At 71.6% G+C, this 16,795-nt stretch carries 11 protein-coding genes; 6 read left to right on the top strand and 5 right to left on the bottom strand.

Annotated features, from left to right (window positions below; translation table 11 throughout):
* Position 1 precedes the first annotated feature (1 nt).
* The 3 genes from ACIQMJ_RS16905 to ACIQMJ_RS16895 all read left to right on the top strand — a co-directional run bounded on the left by ACIQMJ_RS16905 (position 2) and on the right by ACIQMJ_RS16895 (position 3,458).
* Entirely contained in the window at positions 2 to 1,288 is a 1,287-nt protein-coding gene (locus ACIQMJ_RS16905) for an ABC transporter substrate-binding protein (RefSeq protein ID WP_499761891.1), read from the top strand.
* Positions 1,285 to 2,436 carry an enolase C-terminal domain-like protein gene (locus ACIQMJ_RS16900; RefSeq protein WP_499761890.1) on the top strand — a complete coding sequence of 384 codons (1,152 nt, stop codon included), beginning with the start codon at positions 1,285 to 1,287 and terminating at the stop codon, positions 2,434 to 2,436. The genes ACIQMJ_RS16905 and ACIQMJ_RS16900 overlap by 4 nt, the downstream gene beginning before the upstream one ends.
* 83 nt (positions 2,437 to 2,519) lie before the next feature.
* Positions 2,520 to 3,458 (top strand): pectate lyase family protein, encoded by a 939-nt coding sequence (locus tag ACIQMJ_RS16895; protein WP_499761889.1) that lies wholly within the window; start codon positions 2,520 to 2,522, stop codon positions 3,456 to 3,458.
* 92 nt (positions 3,459 to 3,550) lie between these two features.
* Here the strand turns inward: ACIQMJ_RS16895 and ACIQMJ_RS16890 are convergent, their stop codons facing one another.
* From ACIQMJ_RS16890 to ACIQMJ_RS16870, 5 genes are all read right to left on the bottom strand, one after another.
* The gene (locus ACIQMJ_RS16890; RefSeq protein ID WP_499761888.1) at positions 3,551 to 4,366 is read right to left on the bottom strand and encodes a sulfite exporter TauE/SafE family protein; all 816 of its coding nucleotides are present in this window, start codon (positions 4,364 to 4,366) and stop codon (positions 3,551 to 3,553) included.
* A complete protein-coding gene (locus tag ACIQMJ_RS16885; RefSeq protein ID WP_499762453.1) occupies positions 4,363 to 5,703 on the bottom strand; it encodes an MBL fold metallo-hydrolase in 1,341 nt (446 codons plus the stop codon). The genes ACIQMJ_RS16890 and ACIQMJ_RS16885 overlap by 4 nt, the downstream gene beginning before the upstream one ends.
* Positions 5,704 to 5,795: 92 nt before the next feature.
* Entirely contained in the window at positions 5,796 to 6,533 is a 738-nt protein-coding gene (locus tag ACIQMJ_RS16880; protein ID WP_499761887.1) for a GntR family transcriptional regulator, read from the bottom strand.
* Positions 6,534 to 7,027: 494 nt separating this feature from the next.
* Entirely contained in the window at positions 7,028 to 10,858 is a 3,831-nt protein-coding gene (locus tag ACIQMJ_RS16875; RefSeq protein WP_499761886.1) for a galactose-binding domain-containing protein, read from the bottom strand.
* Positions 10,859 to 11,066: 208 nt separating this feature from the next.
* On the bottom strand, positions 11,067 to 11,240 hold the full coding sequence (locus tag ACIQMJ_RS16870) for a hypothetical protein (protein WP_499761885.1): 174 nt from the start codon (positions 11,238 to 11,240) through the stop codon (positions 11,067 to 11,069).
* 153 nt (positions 11,241 to 11,393) lie between these two features.
* Between ACIQMJ_RS16870 and ACIQMJ_RS16865 the strand changes: the two genes are divergently transcribed.
* From ACIQMJ_RS16865 to ACIQMJ_RS16855, 3 genes are all read left to right on the top strand, one after another.
* Positions 11,394 to 13,823 carry an NB-ARC domain-containing protein gene (locus tag ACIQMJ_RS16865; protein WP_499761884.1) on the top strand — a complete coding sequence of 810 codons (2,430 nt, stop codon included), beginning with the start codon at positions 11,394 to 11,396 and terminating at the stop codon, positions 13,821 to 13,823.
* A gap of 474 nt (positions 13,824 to 14,297) precedes the next feature.
* Complete coding sequence (locus ACIQMJ_RS16860) at positions 14,298 to 14,774, top strand: hypothetical protein (RefSeq protein WP_499761883.1); 477 nt, start codon at positions 14,298 to 14,300, stop codon at positions 14,772 to 14,774.
* 46 nt (positions 14,775 to 14,820) lie between these two features.
* Positions 14,821 to 16,782: a sensor histidine kinase gene (locus ACIQMJ_RS16855; RefSeq protein WP_499761882.1), complete on the top strand. Its 1,962-nt coding sequence runs from the start codon at positions 14,821 to 14,823 to the stop codon at positions 16,780 to 16,782.
* Positions 16,783 to 16,795: the final 13 nt, after the last annotated feature.

Genomic DNA, 16,795 nt, shown 5'->3' with positions numbered 1-16,795 from the left:
CATGAGAAAACTGCTGGTCGCCGTGGCCGCCGCCGCGCTGGCGCTGTCCGCCTGCTCGTCGGAGGGAGGCGGCGGGAGCGACGGGAACGTCACCATCACGTTCTGGGACAACAACGGCGGCCCCGCGCGTGAGCCGATCTACAAGGAGCTGATCTCGCGCTTCGAGGCCGCGAACCCGACCATCAAGGTCGAGTACGTCGGCATCCCGAGCGCGTCGGTGCAGCAGAAGTACGACACCGCCATCGCGGGCGGCGAGACGCCCGACGTCGGCGGCGTCACCACCTCGTACCTCGCGCACCTGGTCGGCCAGGAGGCGCTGGCGCCCCTCGACGACCGCATCAACGGCGGCGCGCTGAAGGACAAGCTGCTGCCCTCGCTGGTGGAGACGGTCCGCCAGACCGCGCCGGACGGCAAGCTCTACATCGTCCCGTCGTCGGCGAACATGGACATCATCTGGTACCGCACGGACTGGTTCAAGGACGCAGGGCTGGAGGCGCCGAAGACCTGGGACGAGTTCATCACCACGGCCACGAAGCTGACCGACACGGCCGCGAACAAGTACGGCTACACCATCCGCGGTGGCGCCGGCTCGGTGTTCCAGCTGATCACCGAGGCGTACGCGTACTCCGGCGTGGACAACTTCTTCAAGGACGGCAAGAGCACCCTCAACGACAAGGCCAACGCCGAACTCGTCGACAAGATCGCCGACCTCTACAAGAAGGCCACGCCCGAGGCCGACGTCAACAACAGCTTCACCCAGATGATCGCCCAGTTCACCGGCGGCTCGGTCGCGATGATGCACCACAACCTGGGCTCCTACAGCGACGTCACCAAGGCGCTGGGCGACAAGGTCGCCGCCATGCCTCTGCCGGTCGGCCCGAGCGGCAAGCGGACCGTGGTGCCCAACCCGACCGACGGCTTCGCGGTGTTCAAGAACAGCGAGCACCAGGACGCGGCGTGGAAGTTCGCCGAGTTCCTCACCTCGGCCGACTCCAACAGCTACTGGAACGAGAAGGTCGGCCAGATCCCGGCCAACACCGACGTGCGCGGCGCGGCGTGGATCGACAAGGCCGCCCACGTGAAGATGGCGCTCGGCGTGCTGGAGGACCCGGCCACGGTGCTCGTCCCCGCGCCGGTCTACCTGCCGCAGTACTCGTCGATCACCAAGACCGACAGCGAGCCCCAGTACCAGAAGGTGCTCCTCGGCGAGCTGAGCGGTCAGCAGTTCCTGGACGAGATGGCGAACAAGCTCACCGAGGCGCAGAAGGAGTGGGAGGACCGCAAATGATCGAGCGCGTCGAGGTGTCGGTGTTCACGACCACCGCGTGGACCGCGGTGGACCCGCACGGGCACCGGCACCCGAGCGCCGAGCACGAGGTCCGCGAGGCGCTGCTGGAGATCACCGACTCCGACGGTGCCGTCGGGCGGGTCCAGGTGCACCCGGACCAGCTGCGGCCCGCCGTGCTCGACTCGATCGTGAAGCCCGTGCTGATCGGCGCGGACCCGTGGGACCGGGAAGGGCTCTGGCGCAAGATGGCCCGCAAGCAGCGCGGGTCGCACGGCCGGTTCACCGACCGGGCGCTGGGCTACGTCGACACCGCGTTGTGGGACCTGGTGGGCAAGAAGGTCGGGCAGCCGGTGTGGAAGCTGCTCGGCGGCGCGCGCGAGCGCGTCCCCGCCTACGCCAGCACCATGTGCGGTGACGAGATCCCCGGCGGGCTGAGCACGCCCGGCGACTACGCGGCGTTCGCGAAGCAGCTGGTCGAGCGCGGATACCGGGCGATCAAGCTGCACACCTGGATGCCGCCGGTGCCGGGCGCGCCCAGCGTGCGCGCGGACATCGCGGCGTGCGAGGCGGTGCGCGAGGCGGTCGGGCCGGAGATCGCGTTGATGCTGGACGCCAACCACTGGTACTCCCGCACCGAGGCGCTGGAGCTGGGCCGGGCGCTGGAGGCGCTGGACTTCTACTGGTTCGAGGAGCCGATGGAGGAGGCGTCGATCAGCTCCTACCGGTGGCTTGCCGAGCAGCTGTCCATCCCGGTGATCGGGCCGGAGGTGGCCTGGGGCAAGCACATGACCCGTGCCGAGTGGATCACGTCCGGGGCGTGCGACATCCTGCGCGCCGGCCCCACCGACGTCGGCGGCATCTCGCCGACGATCAAGGCGCTGCACCTGGCCGAGGCGTTCAACATGGACTGCGAGATCCACGGCGACGGCTCGGCGAGCCTCGCCGTGCTCGGCGGGACCGACAACGGTCGCTGGTACGAGCGCGGCCTGCTGCACCCGCTGCACGACTTCGACCGCGTGCCGCCGCACCGGCTCGCGATCGCCGACCCGCTCGACGCGGACGGGCACGTCACCCTGACGTCCTCTGCCGGTCTGGGCGACGAGTTCGACGTCGAGCACATCCGCGCCCACACCGTGGAGAGGTGGTGAGTCCGGTGTAAGCCTTCGGTCGCCGCCACGTGGTCAACCGCCGCCGGTTCCCTTTTCATCCACAGTTGCATGGAGGAAACCGCATGTCCCGCAAGATCTCCCGCGCGCTGCTCGCGACGACGGCCCTGGCCGCGTCCGTGATCATGGCGCCCTCGGCGACCGCCGCGTCGTACAACCTCCAGGGTTGGGCCACGCAGTGCGGCGGCACCACCGGTGGTGGCAGCGCCTCGCCGGTGACCGTCAGCACCACCTCGGCGTTCGTCTCCGCGGTCGGCTCTTCCAGCGCCTCCGTGATCCGCGTGTCCGGCACCATCTCGCTGTCGAGCATGACCAAGGTGGCGTCGAACAAGACGATCATCGGCGTCGGCTCGGGCGCCACCATCACGGGGCACGGCCTGAACGTGTCGAACGCGTCGAACGTGATCATCCGGAACCTGAACTTCACCAACTGGGCGGACGACGCGATCAACGTCCAGTACTCGACCCGGGTCTGGATCGACCACAACAGCCTGCGCAACGGCTACGACGGTGCGATCGACATCAAGCGCGCGTCCGACTGCGTGACCGTGTCGTGGAACAAGGTCAGCTCCCACGACAAGACCATGCTGCTGGGTCACAGTGACGACAACGGCAGCGAGGACCGCGGCAAGCTGCGGGTGACGTACCACAACAACTGGTTCGACGGCACCAACCAGCGCCACCCGCGGGTCCGGTTCGGCAACCCCGTGCACGTCTACAACAACTACTACGGCGGCGTGACGTCGTACGGTGTCGCTTCCACGGAGGAGGCGGGCGTGCTCGTGGAGGGCAACTACTTCGAGAACACCCGCGACCCGTTCCACCGGGGCGAGGGCAGCTCCGACCCGGCCAACCTGGTGGCGCGCAACAACCACTTCGTCAACTCGGGTTCGGGTGACCAGGGTGGCAGCGTCAAGTCGATCCCGTACGGCTACACCCTCGACAGCGCGAGCAGCGTGAAGTCGATCGTGCAGAACGGTGCCGGTGTGGGCAAGGTCGGCTGACCTGGCTGATCTCGTTGGTACGGCTGAACGCGTAGTGCGGTGAACCGACGGCCCCTGGCGCCCTCTCCCAGCCAGGGGCCGTCTCCGCGCGGTCAGCCGGTGAACGCGCGGCGGACGGCGTCGGCGGCCATGAACACGGCGACGACGAGCAGGACGGCGGCGAAGAGCCGTTGCAGGGTGGTGGCGCGGACCTTGGCGGCGAGCCGCTTGCCGTCCCAGGCGCCGAGGAGCGCGGTGGCGGCGAACGGGCCGATCAGCGTCCAGTCCAGGAGGGCGATGTCGCCCAGGCGGGTGGTGAGGGCGACGGTCGCGTTCGCGGTGATGACGAGGAGGCTGGTGCCGACGGCGGCCGTCATGGGGACGGAGAGGATGCCGACGAGGGCGGGCACGGTGAGGAAGCCGCCGCCCACGCCGAGGAAGCCGGTCATCGCGCCCAGGCTCGCGCCGAGGCCGGTGGTGTGCAGGACGCGGGTTCGGGTGGGGCGGGTTCGGGTGCGGGTGTGAGTTCGGGTGGGGTGGGTGTCGGTGGGGCGCGTGTGGGTGGGGTGAGGGCGGTGGCGCAGCATCGAGAAGGCGGCGAGGGCGGCGATCAGGGCGAAAGCGCCGGTCAGCGCCGGTGCCGGGACGTGCGGGGTCAGCACGCCGGCCGCCGCGGCGGGGAGCGTGCCGGCGAGGGCGAACGCCGTGCCCAGCCGCCAGCGGACCGCGCCGGACCGGGCGTGCGCGATCAGGGCGGTCAGCGAGGTGGCGGAGACGACCAGCAGGCTCGCGGTGGTGGCGTGGTCCGGGGTGAAGCCCAGCAGGTAGATCAGCGCGGGCACGGCGAGCACGCTGGCGCCGCCTCCGAGCGCACCCAGGGCCAGCCCGACGACGGCCCCGGCGATCAGGGCGAGGATGAGCGGGGTCACGGTGTCGTCGGCACGCCCGCGTGCGTGGCCTCGGTCCAGTCGCCGTCGAGGTGGACGACGTCACGCCCGGCGCGGTGCAGGAGGCTCGCGGCGACGCCGGCCCGGTAGCCCGAGGCGCAGTGCACCCAGACCTCACCGGGCGGCACCTCGTCCAAGCGGGCGATCAGGTCGTGCAGCGGGATGTTGACCGAGCCGGTGACGTGGCGCTCGGCGTGCTCGTCGGTGCGGCGCACGTCCAGCACGACCGGTCGGTCGGCCTGGAGCAGGTCGGACCAGGCGGCGCGGCGGTAGGAGACCACCGGGTGACCGGGAGCGAGGCCGTCGGTCGGGTCGCCGATCGCGGCGTCGGGGCGGTCGACGCCGATGCGGGACAGGTCGCGGATCGCCGCGCGCACGTCCTCCTCGGAGCCGACGAGCGTGACCGGCTCGCCCCACGGCAGCGTCCAGCCCAGGTAGGTGGTGAAGCTTTGGCCGTACTCGACGCTGACCGTGCCCGCCAGGTGCCCGGACGCGAACGCGACCCGTGAGCGCAGGTCGACGACCCACTGGCCGGCGGCGATGCGGGACGCGAGTTCGGCGGGGCGGAGCGGTTCGGGCAGCGAGAGGTCGGGCGCGCCCGGCCCGAGGCGGTTCAGCGGGGCCATGTGCGAGTAGTACGACGGGTAGGCGGTCAGGTTCGCGATCAGGTCCCGCACGAAGTGCTGCTCGTCGTCGTCGATGAGGACGTGGTTGGAGCGGCGTTGCTCGGCGATGGTCGACCCGTCGCTGACGATGGCGGGCCCGGAGGAGCAGAAGCTGCCGAACCCGTGCGTCGGGTGGAGGGTGGCGTCGTCGCCGGCGTGGTCGGCCAGCGCGCGGGCCGAGCGGTACTGGGCGTGGGTGAGGTCGGTGGTCCGGTCCGGTGAGACCAGGTCGGTGCGGCCGACCGAGCCGAACAGCAGGTTCCCGCCGGAGAACACGGCCCGCCGACCGTCGTGCTCCACGAGGTAGGCCAGGTGGTGCTCGGTGTGACCGGGGGTGGCGACGGCGGTGACCGTCATCGCGCCGACGGTGAACTCGTCACCGGGGTGGACGGGGTGGCGGTCGAACGACACGTCCTCGGCGGCGGCCACGAGGTAGGTGGCGTGGTGGCGGTTCGCGAGCGCCAGGCCGCCGGTGACGTAGTCGTTGTGCACGTGGGTCTCGGCGACGTGCGTGATCCGGACGCCCAGGCGGGTGGCCAGGTCCTCGACGCGGTCGAAGTCGCGCTGCGGGTCGATGACGAGGGCCGCCTCGCCGTCGTGCACCAGGTAGCCGCGGTCACCCAGAGCTGCCGTGGTCATCGTTTCGACGTGCATCACGCGCCTCACCTCCCCTATTTGTCCGTACATTAAGTCCGGGCCCGCGGGTGAAGCAAGGTGGTGTGACTAATGTCCGTACATTTGAGGGTTCAGTGTCGGCGGGTGGTCGATTCGGTGGTCACGGCGTAGCGGTCGCCGCGCACGAGGGTGTGCCGCCACTCGACCGGGCGGCCCCCCGATCGGCCGAGGCGGTGGATCGACAGGCACGCGACGTCCGGGCCGCAGTGCAGGAGGGCGCGCTCGGTCGGGGTCGGCACGACGGCCTTGATCGTCTCGCGGCTGTGGTCGAGGCGGATGCCGGTGCGCTTGAGCAGCACGGAGTAGAGGCTGGTCCGGGTGAAGTCGGCGTCCAGGAGCGGTGCGGCCAGGTCGGCGGGCAGCCACACCCGGTCGATCGCCAGGGGCTCGTCGCCGGCCAGGCGCAGGCGTTCCAGGTGGAGGAGGGGGGTGGAGCCCTCCAGACCGAGCTGGTCGGAGATCACGCCGTCGGCGCGGGTGTCGAGGACGCGGACGACGCTGCGCTGTTCGAGACCGGCGGCTTCGACGGAGGCGAAGAGGCTGTAGACGGTGTCCAGTGGTTGTTCGACGTCGGCGGCGGGGGTGACGCGGGGTTGGCGACCGCGTTCGGCGACGACCAGTCCGTCGGCGCGGAGTTGGTGGAGGGCTTGGCGGACGGTGTGGCGGCTCACGCCGTAGTCGTCGACGAGGGCCAGTTCGCCGGGGAAGCCGGTGGTGAACTCGCCGGAGCGGAGGCGGGTGATCAGGTCGTTCTGGAGTTGCCGCCAGAGGGGGGTGCCGCCGGATCGGTCGAGTGGGCGGGCGGCCATGGTGGCTCCTGGGGGCGGGGGCGGGGTGAGGATGGGCGTGGGGGTGGGGTCCGGTTGAGGCAAATGTACGGATGTTGGGGCGGCGCGGTGCGAGTCCGGCTCGATTTGACATGGGGCTCTTACGGGCACTCCTGCCGGCTTCGACCAGCCTGAAGCACTCGAGCCCATGTCAATCGAGCCTTGTGGGCTGGTGGCGGGTCCGGCGCTCAGGACGAATTGTCGGGCCGGTTGCCGGAGTAGTGGGCCAGTTGGATGGCCGCGCCGTTGTCCCAGGAGAGGGCGGTGTGCAGGTCGGCGGCGTGGGCAGGACGAGCGGCGCGGCGGTGGCCACCGCCGCGCGGCACTGCGCGATGAGTCTCGCTACGGCTCCTTGGCAGGGGGTTAGTAGGTGTGAGAGCGCTCTCGCGGCGAAGCTGGGCATGTGGTTCAGACCGCGTCAACCACTGTTTCCGCAGGGGAGCGCCGCCCCGGGGGACGGGGCGGCGCTCACCGGATCACGGGTTGACGGTGATCGTGAAGGTGGACGTCCGGTTGCGGATGTTCTCGTTGTTGTTGCTGAACCTGAGGTTGTTGAAGGTGGCCGAGCCCACTGCCGGGCCTTGGCCCGCTTCCGGCATCTCGTTGGCCCACACGCCGATCCCGGACTTGTGCTCGAACTGGTCGCCGCTCAGGCGTGCGCCGGAGATCGAGACGTTCGTCAGGACGGTGTCCTGGATCGGGTTCTCCGGTGTCGTCCCGTTGTACTTGGTCTGGAACATGATCCCGGCGTAGGTCGGGTCGATGATGTCGACGTCGTTGACCCGGATGCCGCGGAACGGCTTGGAGGCCGAGAACATCCAGATCCCCGGGAACGTCTGCCCGTTCCAGAAGTGGCCGCCGGTGCGCACCAGCGTGATGCCGCTGAACGTCGTCGGCTCGGGGCCGAAGCCGTTCATCGGGTAGCCGAAGTCCAGCGAGCTGATCGTGACGCCGGAGTAGGTCAGCGTGTCGGCGATGTAGATGTTGCGGAACGTGTTGAGGAAGCCGCCGTAGACGGCCAGGCCCGCGGCGCGCCACGTGGTCAGCGACGACAGGTTCTCGTACACGTTGTTCTTCTCGTCGGCGCCACCGGCGTCGATCGCGGAGAACAGGGCGAAGCTGTCGTCACCGGTGGAGCGGGCCTCGATGTTGGCCACCCGGTTGTCCGTGCTGCCGTTGGTCATGTTGACGCCGTCGGCGAACATGTTGCGGATGCGGGAGTCCTTGATGGTCATGAAGTCGGTGTTCGCGCCCCAGTAGAGGCACACCATGTGCTCGGCCCAGATGTTGTCGATGGTGATGTTGGAGACGTTGGCGAAGTCGAACACCTTGCCGGGGCCGTCGATGCGGGAGGTGTAGTTGCCGAAGAACGCGAACCCGCTGAACGTCGAGCCGTTCACCGACTGCTCGGCCCGGAAGCCCGCGTCGGTGTTCTCCTGCGTGGTCGGCACGACGAACCGGGTGAACCACGGGCCCGCGCCGATCACCCGGACCGGCTTGCCGTAGACCTGGAACTTCTGCGCGGTGGTGTAGGTGCCGGCCGGCAGGTAGACGCCGAGCAGGGTGCCGCTGGTGTCCATGCGGAACCGGTCCAGGGCGTTCTGCACGTCCTGGTGGCCGAACCCGGTCGGCGTGATGTAGCGCGCCGGGTCGGGGTTGGCCTGCGCCACGGCGTGCTCGAAGTCGACGAAGTCGATGGCGTAGTTGGTGGTGTTGGCCGCGTCCTTCTGGAGCTTGATCTTCGTGCCGGCGGGGAACGTGCCGTTGAGCATCACGCTCGCCTCGTCGTAGATGTGCCGCGGCCCGCCCGCGCCCGGCGAGTTGCCGGGGCTCGCCTCGTTGCCGTAGAGCCAGATGTGCCGCGAGGTCAGGTCGATCGCCTTGTGGAACGACCCGTTGACGTAGACGTTGAGCGTGGAGTTGATGCCGCCGCCACCCGCCGAGTCCGGGATGGAGAAGCGGGTGACGAGGGTGTTGGTCGAGCCGCTGGTGGTGAACTCGACCGACGACCCGGTGCTGTTCAGCGTCACCGCGCGCCGCCCGGACGCCTCGCCGGCGAGGTCGCCGATGGTGCGGTTCGGGCCGATCTTCTGCGCGCCGCCCGCGGTGACGGCGTCCTCCGCCTCCACGTGCTCCCACGGCACGTTCGCGCCGCGGCCCACGAACAGCGACTGGGTGGTGACGTTGTTCGCCTGCCGTGCCGCGATCTCGTTGCCGTCCACCGCGATGTCGGTCTTGAGGGTGTACTTGCCGTTCGCGGCGGCCCAGGTGCCCAGGGTGATCGGCGGGGCGGACTGGCCCGGCTGGATCGCGCCGGTGTAGCTGCCGGTGAACGTGCGGACCGCGGTGTTGGTGGCGGCGTTGACCAGGGTGAGCGTGACGCCGTGCGCGCCGGTGGTGGTGGCGATCGAGCCCTCGTTGCGCAGGGTGAGGGTGAAGGTCGTGTTCTGGCCGTTGGCCGGGTTGTTCGGCGACCAGCTCAACGCGCCGACCAGGTCCGAGCTGGGCACGGGCGTGACGACGAGGGCGGTCGGGTGCAGCAGGGCGTTGTTGGCCTCGTTCTGCTCGACGACCTTCTTCGTCTCGTCGACCTTCGCGGTGTAGGAGTAGGAGCCGGAGCCGCGTGGGCCGATGTTCGCGGTGACGGTCGCCGAAGCCCCGGCCGCGAGGGCGCCGACCTGGGCCGTGCCGACGGCGTCGGAACCCAGGAAGAACGTCACGTCGGTCGCGGCGGACGCGGCCGTGCCCGCGTTGCGCACGGTGGCGGACAGGGTGATCGGGGTGGTCTCCACCGGGCTGGTCGGGCTGAACGAGGTGCCGGTGACGGTGAGGTCCGGGTTGGGCGCGGCCACGCCGAACACCTGGAACTCGGCGACCTGGCCGCCGGGCGCGCCGGTGTTGGACGTGATGCGCAGCTGCACGTCCGCGACCCGGGCCGACAGCGGGATGGTGACCGTGTTGCCGGAGGCGGGGTTGAACGCGTAGTCGCGCGCGGACACCAGGGTGGTGAAGCCCGAGGCGCTCTGCTCGCGGCCGAGCACCTGGACGTTCTGCGTGCGGGCGCCCCACGCCGACGCCGGGTTGAGCTTGAGCACGACCGAGCTGATGTCGGCGTTCGAGCCGAGCTGCGTGGTCAGCGTGCCCGGGTGGGACGCGGCCTCCCAGTACGTGGTCACGTCGTCGTCGTTGGCGTTGCCGGCCACGAAGGTGAACACGTGCGAGCTGGCCGTGATCGGCTTGCCCTTGGCCAGGTTCGCGCCGGAGCCCGGCGAGCCGGGGCGGGTGACGGAGTTGCTGGGCGGCGACTGGTTGCCCGCCGCGTCCTTGGCGATCACGTGGTAGGTGACCGCGAGGCCGTCGGGCTGGGAGTCGGTGTGGGTCAGCACCGTGCCCGCGACGCTGGTGCGCAGCGCGCCGTTGGCGTAGACGTCGTAGCCGGTGACGCCGGTGTTGTCGGTGGACGCCGACCAGGTCAGCCGGACCTGCCCGGACTGCGGCGAGGTGTAGGCGAGGTTCGTCGGCGCGGTGGGCGCCTGCGTGTCGCCCGTGGTCGGGCCGTGCACCTCGAACTCCGAGATCTGACCGGCGGGCCAGGCGGTGTTGCCGGTGATCAGCAGCCGCACGTACCGCGTGGTCGCGGCGGTGAACTGGATCGTCACCGTGTTGTTCGAGGTGGGGTTGAACGTGTGCTGCGCCGCCGGGACGAGGTCGCCGAAGTTCTGGCCGTCGGTGCTGTGCTGCACGGCCAACGTCTGCGTGCGCGCGCCCCAGTTCGCCGTGGGCAGCTTGAGCACGACCCGGTCGACCTTGACCGCCGCGCCCAGGTCGGCCCGCAGCCACTGCGGGAACGCGTTGTTGGCGCTCTCCCAGTAGGTGGCCTGGTTGCCGTCACCCGCGTTGGCCGCCTGGTAGACGTCGGCGTGGCTGCTGGCGCTGTAGGTGGCGGCGAGCTTGGCGGTCACGTCGGCCGCCGCGCGGACGTCGATGTCCCGCACCGGCGCGCCGTCCACGCGCACGTAGCGCACCAGCGTGGGGTCGACGTCGAACGTCTGGCGGTCGCCCTCGCGCGGCGCGGACGGCACGAGGGTGGCGAAGCCCCTGCCGTCGAGGCTGGTCTGGACGGAGAACGTGGACTCGTCGTTCGGCAGCGACAGCCGGACCTGGTCGACGCGGGTGGGTGTGCCGAGGTCGAGCACCCCGGCGGACGGCGCGGCCTGAGCGGCAGGGGGGCTCAGGGTGAACGCGGTGAGGGACAGGGCGAGCAGGGAGGCGGCAAGGCGCGAACGGGCGCGTGTCGTCGTTGACATCGTCGTGCAAGGCCCTTCTCTTAGGGCAATTCCAGGCTTCTTGTCAGAAAGTTCCGCGTAGTTGTCGATTTCTTGCGTAACCGGTTCGCAGCGTTGCAGAGCGCCGGCCGGAAAGTCAACGGTCAGCCGCCCGAGTGGGCCATCCGTACCAACACGGCGAAGGCCGCCCCCGGCGTGGGGCGGCCTTCGGTGGGCAGGGCGTCGGAACTCAGGAGGTCCTGCGCCGGGTGGCGAGCAGACCGATCAGACCCACCAGCCCGAGCGGTGCTCCGACCAGTGGCATCAGCGGCATCCCGGCCACCAGGCCGATGCCGTTGAGCAGCGCCCCGAGGATCGGCAGCCCCCTCCACACCGCCACACCGTTCCCCTGCTGTCGCTCCACCTCTGCTCCTTCCGCTCGACTGCGGCGCAAGCTAGCCGCGCCGCCCGCCGTCCCCGCCAGGGCCGGTGGCGTTCACGCAGTTCAGGACAGGTCGTCCGGGCTCCGTTCCGGGCCGGTGCGGGCCTCTAGACTGGTGATCATCTGGAGGTGGCGGTGAGCGACCCGAAAGCGGCGTTCGCGCAGGCGCTCGCGCGGTTGCGGGGACGGGTGGCCGACGTGTCGGACGAGGCGGTGGCCCGGCGTGCGAGCGCGGTCGTCCTGCCCTCCGGCCGGCGCGTCGCGGTGAACGCCCGGCGGCTGGGGGAGTGGGTCGGCGGCCAGTCCGTGCCCCGGGACTTCGACGGCGTGCTGGCGGTGGCCCTCGCGACCGGCGGCGTGTCGAAGCCGGCCGAGCTGCGCGAGCTGTGGCGGGCCGCGCACCAGGACCGCCGCGCGACGCCGAAGTCCGGGCGCGTGGTCGTGGGGCGTCCGCCCAGCGACGCGGCGGCGCTGCGCGACCGCGCCGAGCTGGCCGACGCCATCGACGCCGCCCTGCGCGCGCCGGACGTCCGACAGGTCCTGCTCAGCGGTCCCGGCGGGGTGGGCAAGTCGCAGTTGGCGACCGCGGCGTTCCACCGGGCCCGCGCCGAGGTCCTGGTCTGGGTGGGCGCCCGGACCCGGCAGTCCGTGCTCGCCGGCTACGCCCGCGCGTGGCGCGCGCTGGCCAAGACCGCGGGCTCGGACGACGAGACGCAGGCCGACCTCTTCCTGGCCTGGCTCCGGTCCACCACCACGTCGTGGCTGGTCGTGCTGGACGACGTGGACGACCCGGCGGACCTGGCCGGCCTGTGGCCCGCGGGCGACGCGGGGCGCAGCCTGATCACCACGCAGCGGCGGGACGCGTCGCTGCTGCGACCCGACACGCGGCTGGTCCCCGTCGGCATGTTCGACCCGGACGAGGCCGCCGCCTACCTGTCCGCCCGTCTGGCCGTCGACCCCCGGCACGACCCGGACCACCTGGCCGCCCTCGCCGATGCGCTCGGCCGCTTCCCGCTCGCGCTCTCGCAGGCCGCCGCGTTCCTCATCGACAGCGGCACCGACGTGCCCTCCTACCTCGCCCTGCTGGCCGACCGCAGGCAGCGGGTCGCCGACCTGTTCCCGCCGACCTCGCCCGCCGACGAGCACCACGACACCGTCGCGGGCAGCGTGCGGCTCGCGGTGGAGCGGGCGGCGTCACTGGCGCCCAACGCCGTGGACGTGCTCGGCCTGGTCAGCGTCCTCGCACCGGACGGCATCCCCGAGGCCGTGCTGCTCGACGACGGCCGCAACCTGCCCGCGCTGCGCGCGTTGCACCGGCTCAACCTCGTCACCCACCACGGTCGGGTCGAGGCGCACGCGCTGGTCCAACGGGCCGCGCGCGACCTGGTCCCCGACCTCGCGCCGGTCGCGGTGACCGCCGCCGACGCCATCGAACGCGCGTGGTCGACCGCCGACCCCGACACCGCCGCGGCGCTGTACCGCAACGCCGAGGTGCTGCGCTCGGTCGCGGGGGAGCACCTGTGGCACGGCGGCATGCACCCCGTCCTGCGCCGGCTCGGCCGGCACCTCGCCGAGATCGGCAGGCCCGCCGCGGCCCGTGACCTCGCCGCCGACCTCCTGACCCACGCGACCGACCCGCGGGACGTGGTCATCCTCCGCACCCAGGTGGCCGAGGCGATCGGCGACCTGGGCGACCCGGCGACCGCCCTGACCCACTTCGGCGAGATCCGCGCGCTCGCCGAACGAACCCTGGGCGCGACCGACACCGACACCCTGTGGGCCCGCTTCCACCAGGCCACCTACCGCTTGGAGACGGGGCTCATCGAGACCGCGCTGGCCGAGCTGACGTCCCTGGTCGACACCTGCGGCCTGCCCGCCGCCCACCCGTTGCGCGTGGCCGCCGAGGACGACCGGGTGCTGTGCCTGGGCCTGTCCGGCGACTTCGCGGGCGCCCGTGACGCGGCGAGCGCGTTGGTCGACGTGCTGCGGGAGGAGCTGGGGCCGAGGGACAAGCGGACGTTGCGCGTGATGCTGGGCCTGGGCCGGTGGATCGGCGAGACCGGTGACGCCCGGCTCGCCGTGGCCACCTTCCAGGAGGCGGTCGACGGCCTGGAGGCCGTGGTGGGGCGCGCGCACCACGACACGTTCATCGCCCGGCACAACCTGGCCTACTGGCGCGCCGTCGCGGGCGACCTGCCCCGGGCCCTGACCGAGTTCGACACCGCCGCCGCCGACGCCGAACGAGCCCTGGGCGAATCCCACCCGACCACCCTGACCTACCGCTCGAACCTGGCGTTCTGGCGGGGGATGGCCGGCCACCCCGGCGCCGTGGACGACCTGACCGCCCTGCGCCACGCGGTCGAGCGGACCTTCGGCCCCGACCACCCCCGCGCACTGCGGATCAGGCAGCAACGGGCCCACCTGCTCCACCGCGCCGGTCAGCGCGACCGGGCCGTCGCCGAACTGCGCGAGGTGCTGGCGGAGATGTCCGAGGTGCAGGGCGCGAACCACCCGCGGACCAGGGAAGCCGCCGACCTGCTGGCGGGCTGGGAAGCCGAGCGCTGACCGGATCGCGCCGGCCCACGCGCACCCACCGACGCGCCGGTGCACGAATGCGACCTGGCTCGCCCGCGTAACGCCACTCGAAGTGCCCGGTCGGGTCACGACTGTTTGTGCGGGTGTCGATTCTTTCCCGCAAAAGGTCCAGGAATTCGGCCCCGGGATTCCGCGGCCGTTCTGCGTCAAGTGACCTTGTCGGTCGACGTTCCTGCTGGTAGTGGGCCCACCCCAGTGGTCGGGCCGGTTGCTTTTTTGCGGTTGCCAAGACTGTGAACAGTCGTCATCATTTGGCGTGCCGAGTCGTGGTCCTCCGAGAGGCAGCCCCATTGCGATGACCGGACGAGCATTCACGAGCCATTCCCGGGCTCGGTCGCATTCGCTGGTCGCACCGCCCGGAAATCCGGGACGGCCACCTCTTGTTCCCGGGACCGGGGGCTCGACAGGCTCCACGACGACATCAGCGAACCGGAGGAAGAGCCGATGACCGCACCCACCGAAGACCGGGGAGAGCTCGCGCACCCAGAGCTGGGGAACGTGGCCGAGTGGTACGAGGTGTTCCGCCTGTACGCGGCGACCGCACCGGTCGGCAACCCGCACTTCAGCGGAGCGCACGCCACCGCCGCGCCGGTCACCCCGCAACGCCTCGCCGAAGGGCTGGCCTGGTTCGAGTCCCGGCACGGGGCGCTGGTCGGACCGGGGCTGCTGCCCGACCTGGCGACGATGCGCGCGGCGCTGGGCGCCGGTGTCCAGGTCGAGGCGGGCGTGGAGGTGCACCGGCACTCGCGGGTGGCCGGGGACGACGGGGGGAAGGCGCCGGCCGCCGGGGAACCGGACGTCGTCGCGCTCGGACTGGCGGGGACGCCGGGGGTCGTCGAGTTCGTCTACGGGGACGTCGTCACGCAGGACGAGGGCTCTCCGTGCCACAACTTCTGGCACTGGCTCAACGGCACCTCGTGAGGCCGTACGGGGTTCGATCGCAGGCTCGCAGCGGGGGAGACGTGTGGTGGACAGGGCTTTAGGGGACAGAGGGAAGCGACGACGCGATCGGGTCCTGCTCCTCGCGCGGCTGGTGGCGGTCGGCGCGGTCGGGCTGGTGGCGGTGTCGGTGGTGTCGCACGTCGGCGGCGCCGCCGCGTCGTCGCACCCGCACAGCTGGTTCACCGCGGTCGTGTACTGCCTGCTGGGGGAGCGGGTCGTCGCCCACGCCCCGCGCAACGCGGTCGGCTGGTGCCTGCTCGCGACGGGCGTGTGCGGCGCGCTGGCCGCCGGGGCGACCTTGGTGCCCGACCAGCGCTGGCCTGCGTGGGTGGGGGCGTGGGCGTGGTGGCCGACCTACTCGCTGCTGCCGGTCGTGCTCCTGGTGTTCCCCACCGGTCGCCCGCCCGGCCGGCACTGGTGGGCGGCCGTCGGGATCGCGGCGGCCGGCGTGCTCCTGCCCGTCGTCGGCCTCGGGTGGGCCGCCTGGGGCGATCCGGCCGCGTTCTGGCAGCAGGTCTTCACCGGGACCGCCCGCAGGGGCGCGCCGGTCGTGGTCGCGGCGATCGGGTTCGCGGCGTTCGTCGTGGCCCTGTGCGCGGCGATGGCATCTCTGGCGGTGCGCGGGTGGAGGACCCCGCCGGGTGCGGAACGCCGCGTGGTCTGGTGGGTGTTGGCCGGCTCGGTCGTCTTCGTGCCCGCGCTCGGCCTCGAGTTGGCGTTCGGAGGGGCGTGGGGGGCGTGGCTGGCGGCCGCGGCGGCGTTCCCCGCGGCCGTGGTGATCGCGATCATGCGCTACGGCTTGTACGACATCGGGCTGATCGTGCACCGCACCCTGCTGTACGGGTTCCTGGGCGCGCTGCTCATCGGCGTGTACTCCACCGTCGTGCTGATCACCACGACGGAAGCGCCCACCGAGGAGAACGTGATCGCCACCGTCGTGGTGGTCGCGCTGCTCGCGCCCCTCTACAAGGTGCTGCTGCGCGGCGTGAACCGCGCGTTGTACGGCGCCCGGTCCGACCCGTACGGGGCGCTGGTGGAACTCGGCCGGACGCTCGCGCACCCGATGCCGCGGCACGAACTGCTCCCGGCCGTCGCGGCCTGGGTCGGCAAGGGCTTGAAGCTGCCGTACGTGGCCGTGCACCTGGACTCGTCCGGCTCCGCGCCGACCGCTGAGCACGGCACGCCGATCGGGGCGGCGAGCCACAAGGTCGTGCTCAAGCACCAGGGCCGGGAGGTCGGGCTGCTCGTGGCCGAGGCGCGGTCGAGGGGCGAGGCGCTCGGCCGGCGGGACGTCAGGCTGCTGGAGGACATGGCCGGGCAGGCCGCCCCGGCGGTGCACTCGGCGAGGATGGCCCTGGCGCTGCGCGAGGCCGACGCGAAGTTCGAGCGCGAGCGGCGGGAGGAGCTGCGCCGGATCGGCAACGACCTGCACGACTACATCGGGCCGAGCGTGGTGGGCATCGGCAAGCAGATGGGCGTGGCGCTGCGGACGATGGACCGGACCGACTCCCGCGCCCGCACGCTGATCGAGGAGGCCGCGCGGGACCTGGCGGCGCTCACCGGCACGGTGCGGCGGGTCGTGCGCGACGCGCGGGCACTCGACCTCGGGCCGAACCTGGCGCAGGCGGTCCGCCGACGCACGGAGCGCTTCGCGGACGAGGTGGACGTCCACGTGACCACCGTCGGGCAGCTCGACGACGTTCCGCCCGTGGTGGGCCGCGCCGCGTTCCTCATCGCCGGTGAGGCCCTGCTCAACGTCGTCCGCCACGCCCACGCCTCGCGGTGCCGGATCTCCCTGACCCGGACCGGTTCCGGTCTGGCGGTGAGCGTGGCCGACGACGGCCGGGGCATGCCGCAGGAACCCCCGTTCGGCATCGGGCTGGCGTCCATGGAGGAACGCTGCACGGGGCTGGGCGGCGAGTTCTCCGTGGACGACCTCGCGCCCGGCACCCGCATCACCGCCCACATCCCGTTCGATCCGAATTGAGCTGCGCGGGTGG

This window comes from Actinosynnema sp. NPDC091369, assembly GCF_044757065.1.
GTDB lineage: Bacteria > Actinomycetota > Actinomycetes > Mycobacteriales > Pseudonocardiaceae > Actinosynnema.
This window is presented reverse-complemented; position numbering and strand designations above follow the sequence as displayed.

Coding starts and splice junctions, on each gene's coding strand:
- ACIQMJ_RS16905 (WP_499761891.1), top strand. CDS start 2: ATGAGAAAACTGCTGGTCGCCGTGGCCGCCGCCGCGCTGGCGCTGTCC.
- ACIQMJ_RS16900 (WP_499761890.1), top strand. CDS start 1,285: ATGATCGAGCGCGTCGAGGTGTCGGTGTTCACGACCACCGCGTGGACC.
- ACIQMJ_RS16895 (WP_499761889.1), top strand. CDS start 2,520: ATGTCCCGCAAGATCTCCCGCGCGCTGCTCGCGACGACGGCCCTGGCC.
- ACIQMJ_RS16885 (WP_499762453.1), bottom strand. CDS start 5,703: ATGCACGTCGAAACGATGACCACGGCAGCTCTGGGTGACCGCGGCTAC.
- ACIQMJ_RS16880 (WP_499761887.1), bottom strand. CDS start 6,533: ATGGCCGCCCGCCCACTCGACCGATCCGGCGGCACCCCCCTCTGGCGG.
- ACIQMJ_RS16875 (WP_499761886.1), bottom strand. CDS start 10,858: ATGTCAACGACGACACGCGCCCGTTCGCGCCTTGCCGCCTCCCTGCTC.
- ACIQMJ_RS16860 (WP_499761883.1), top strand. CDS start 14,298: ATGACCGCACCCACCGAAGACCGGGGAGAGCTCGCGCACCCAGAGCTG.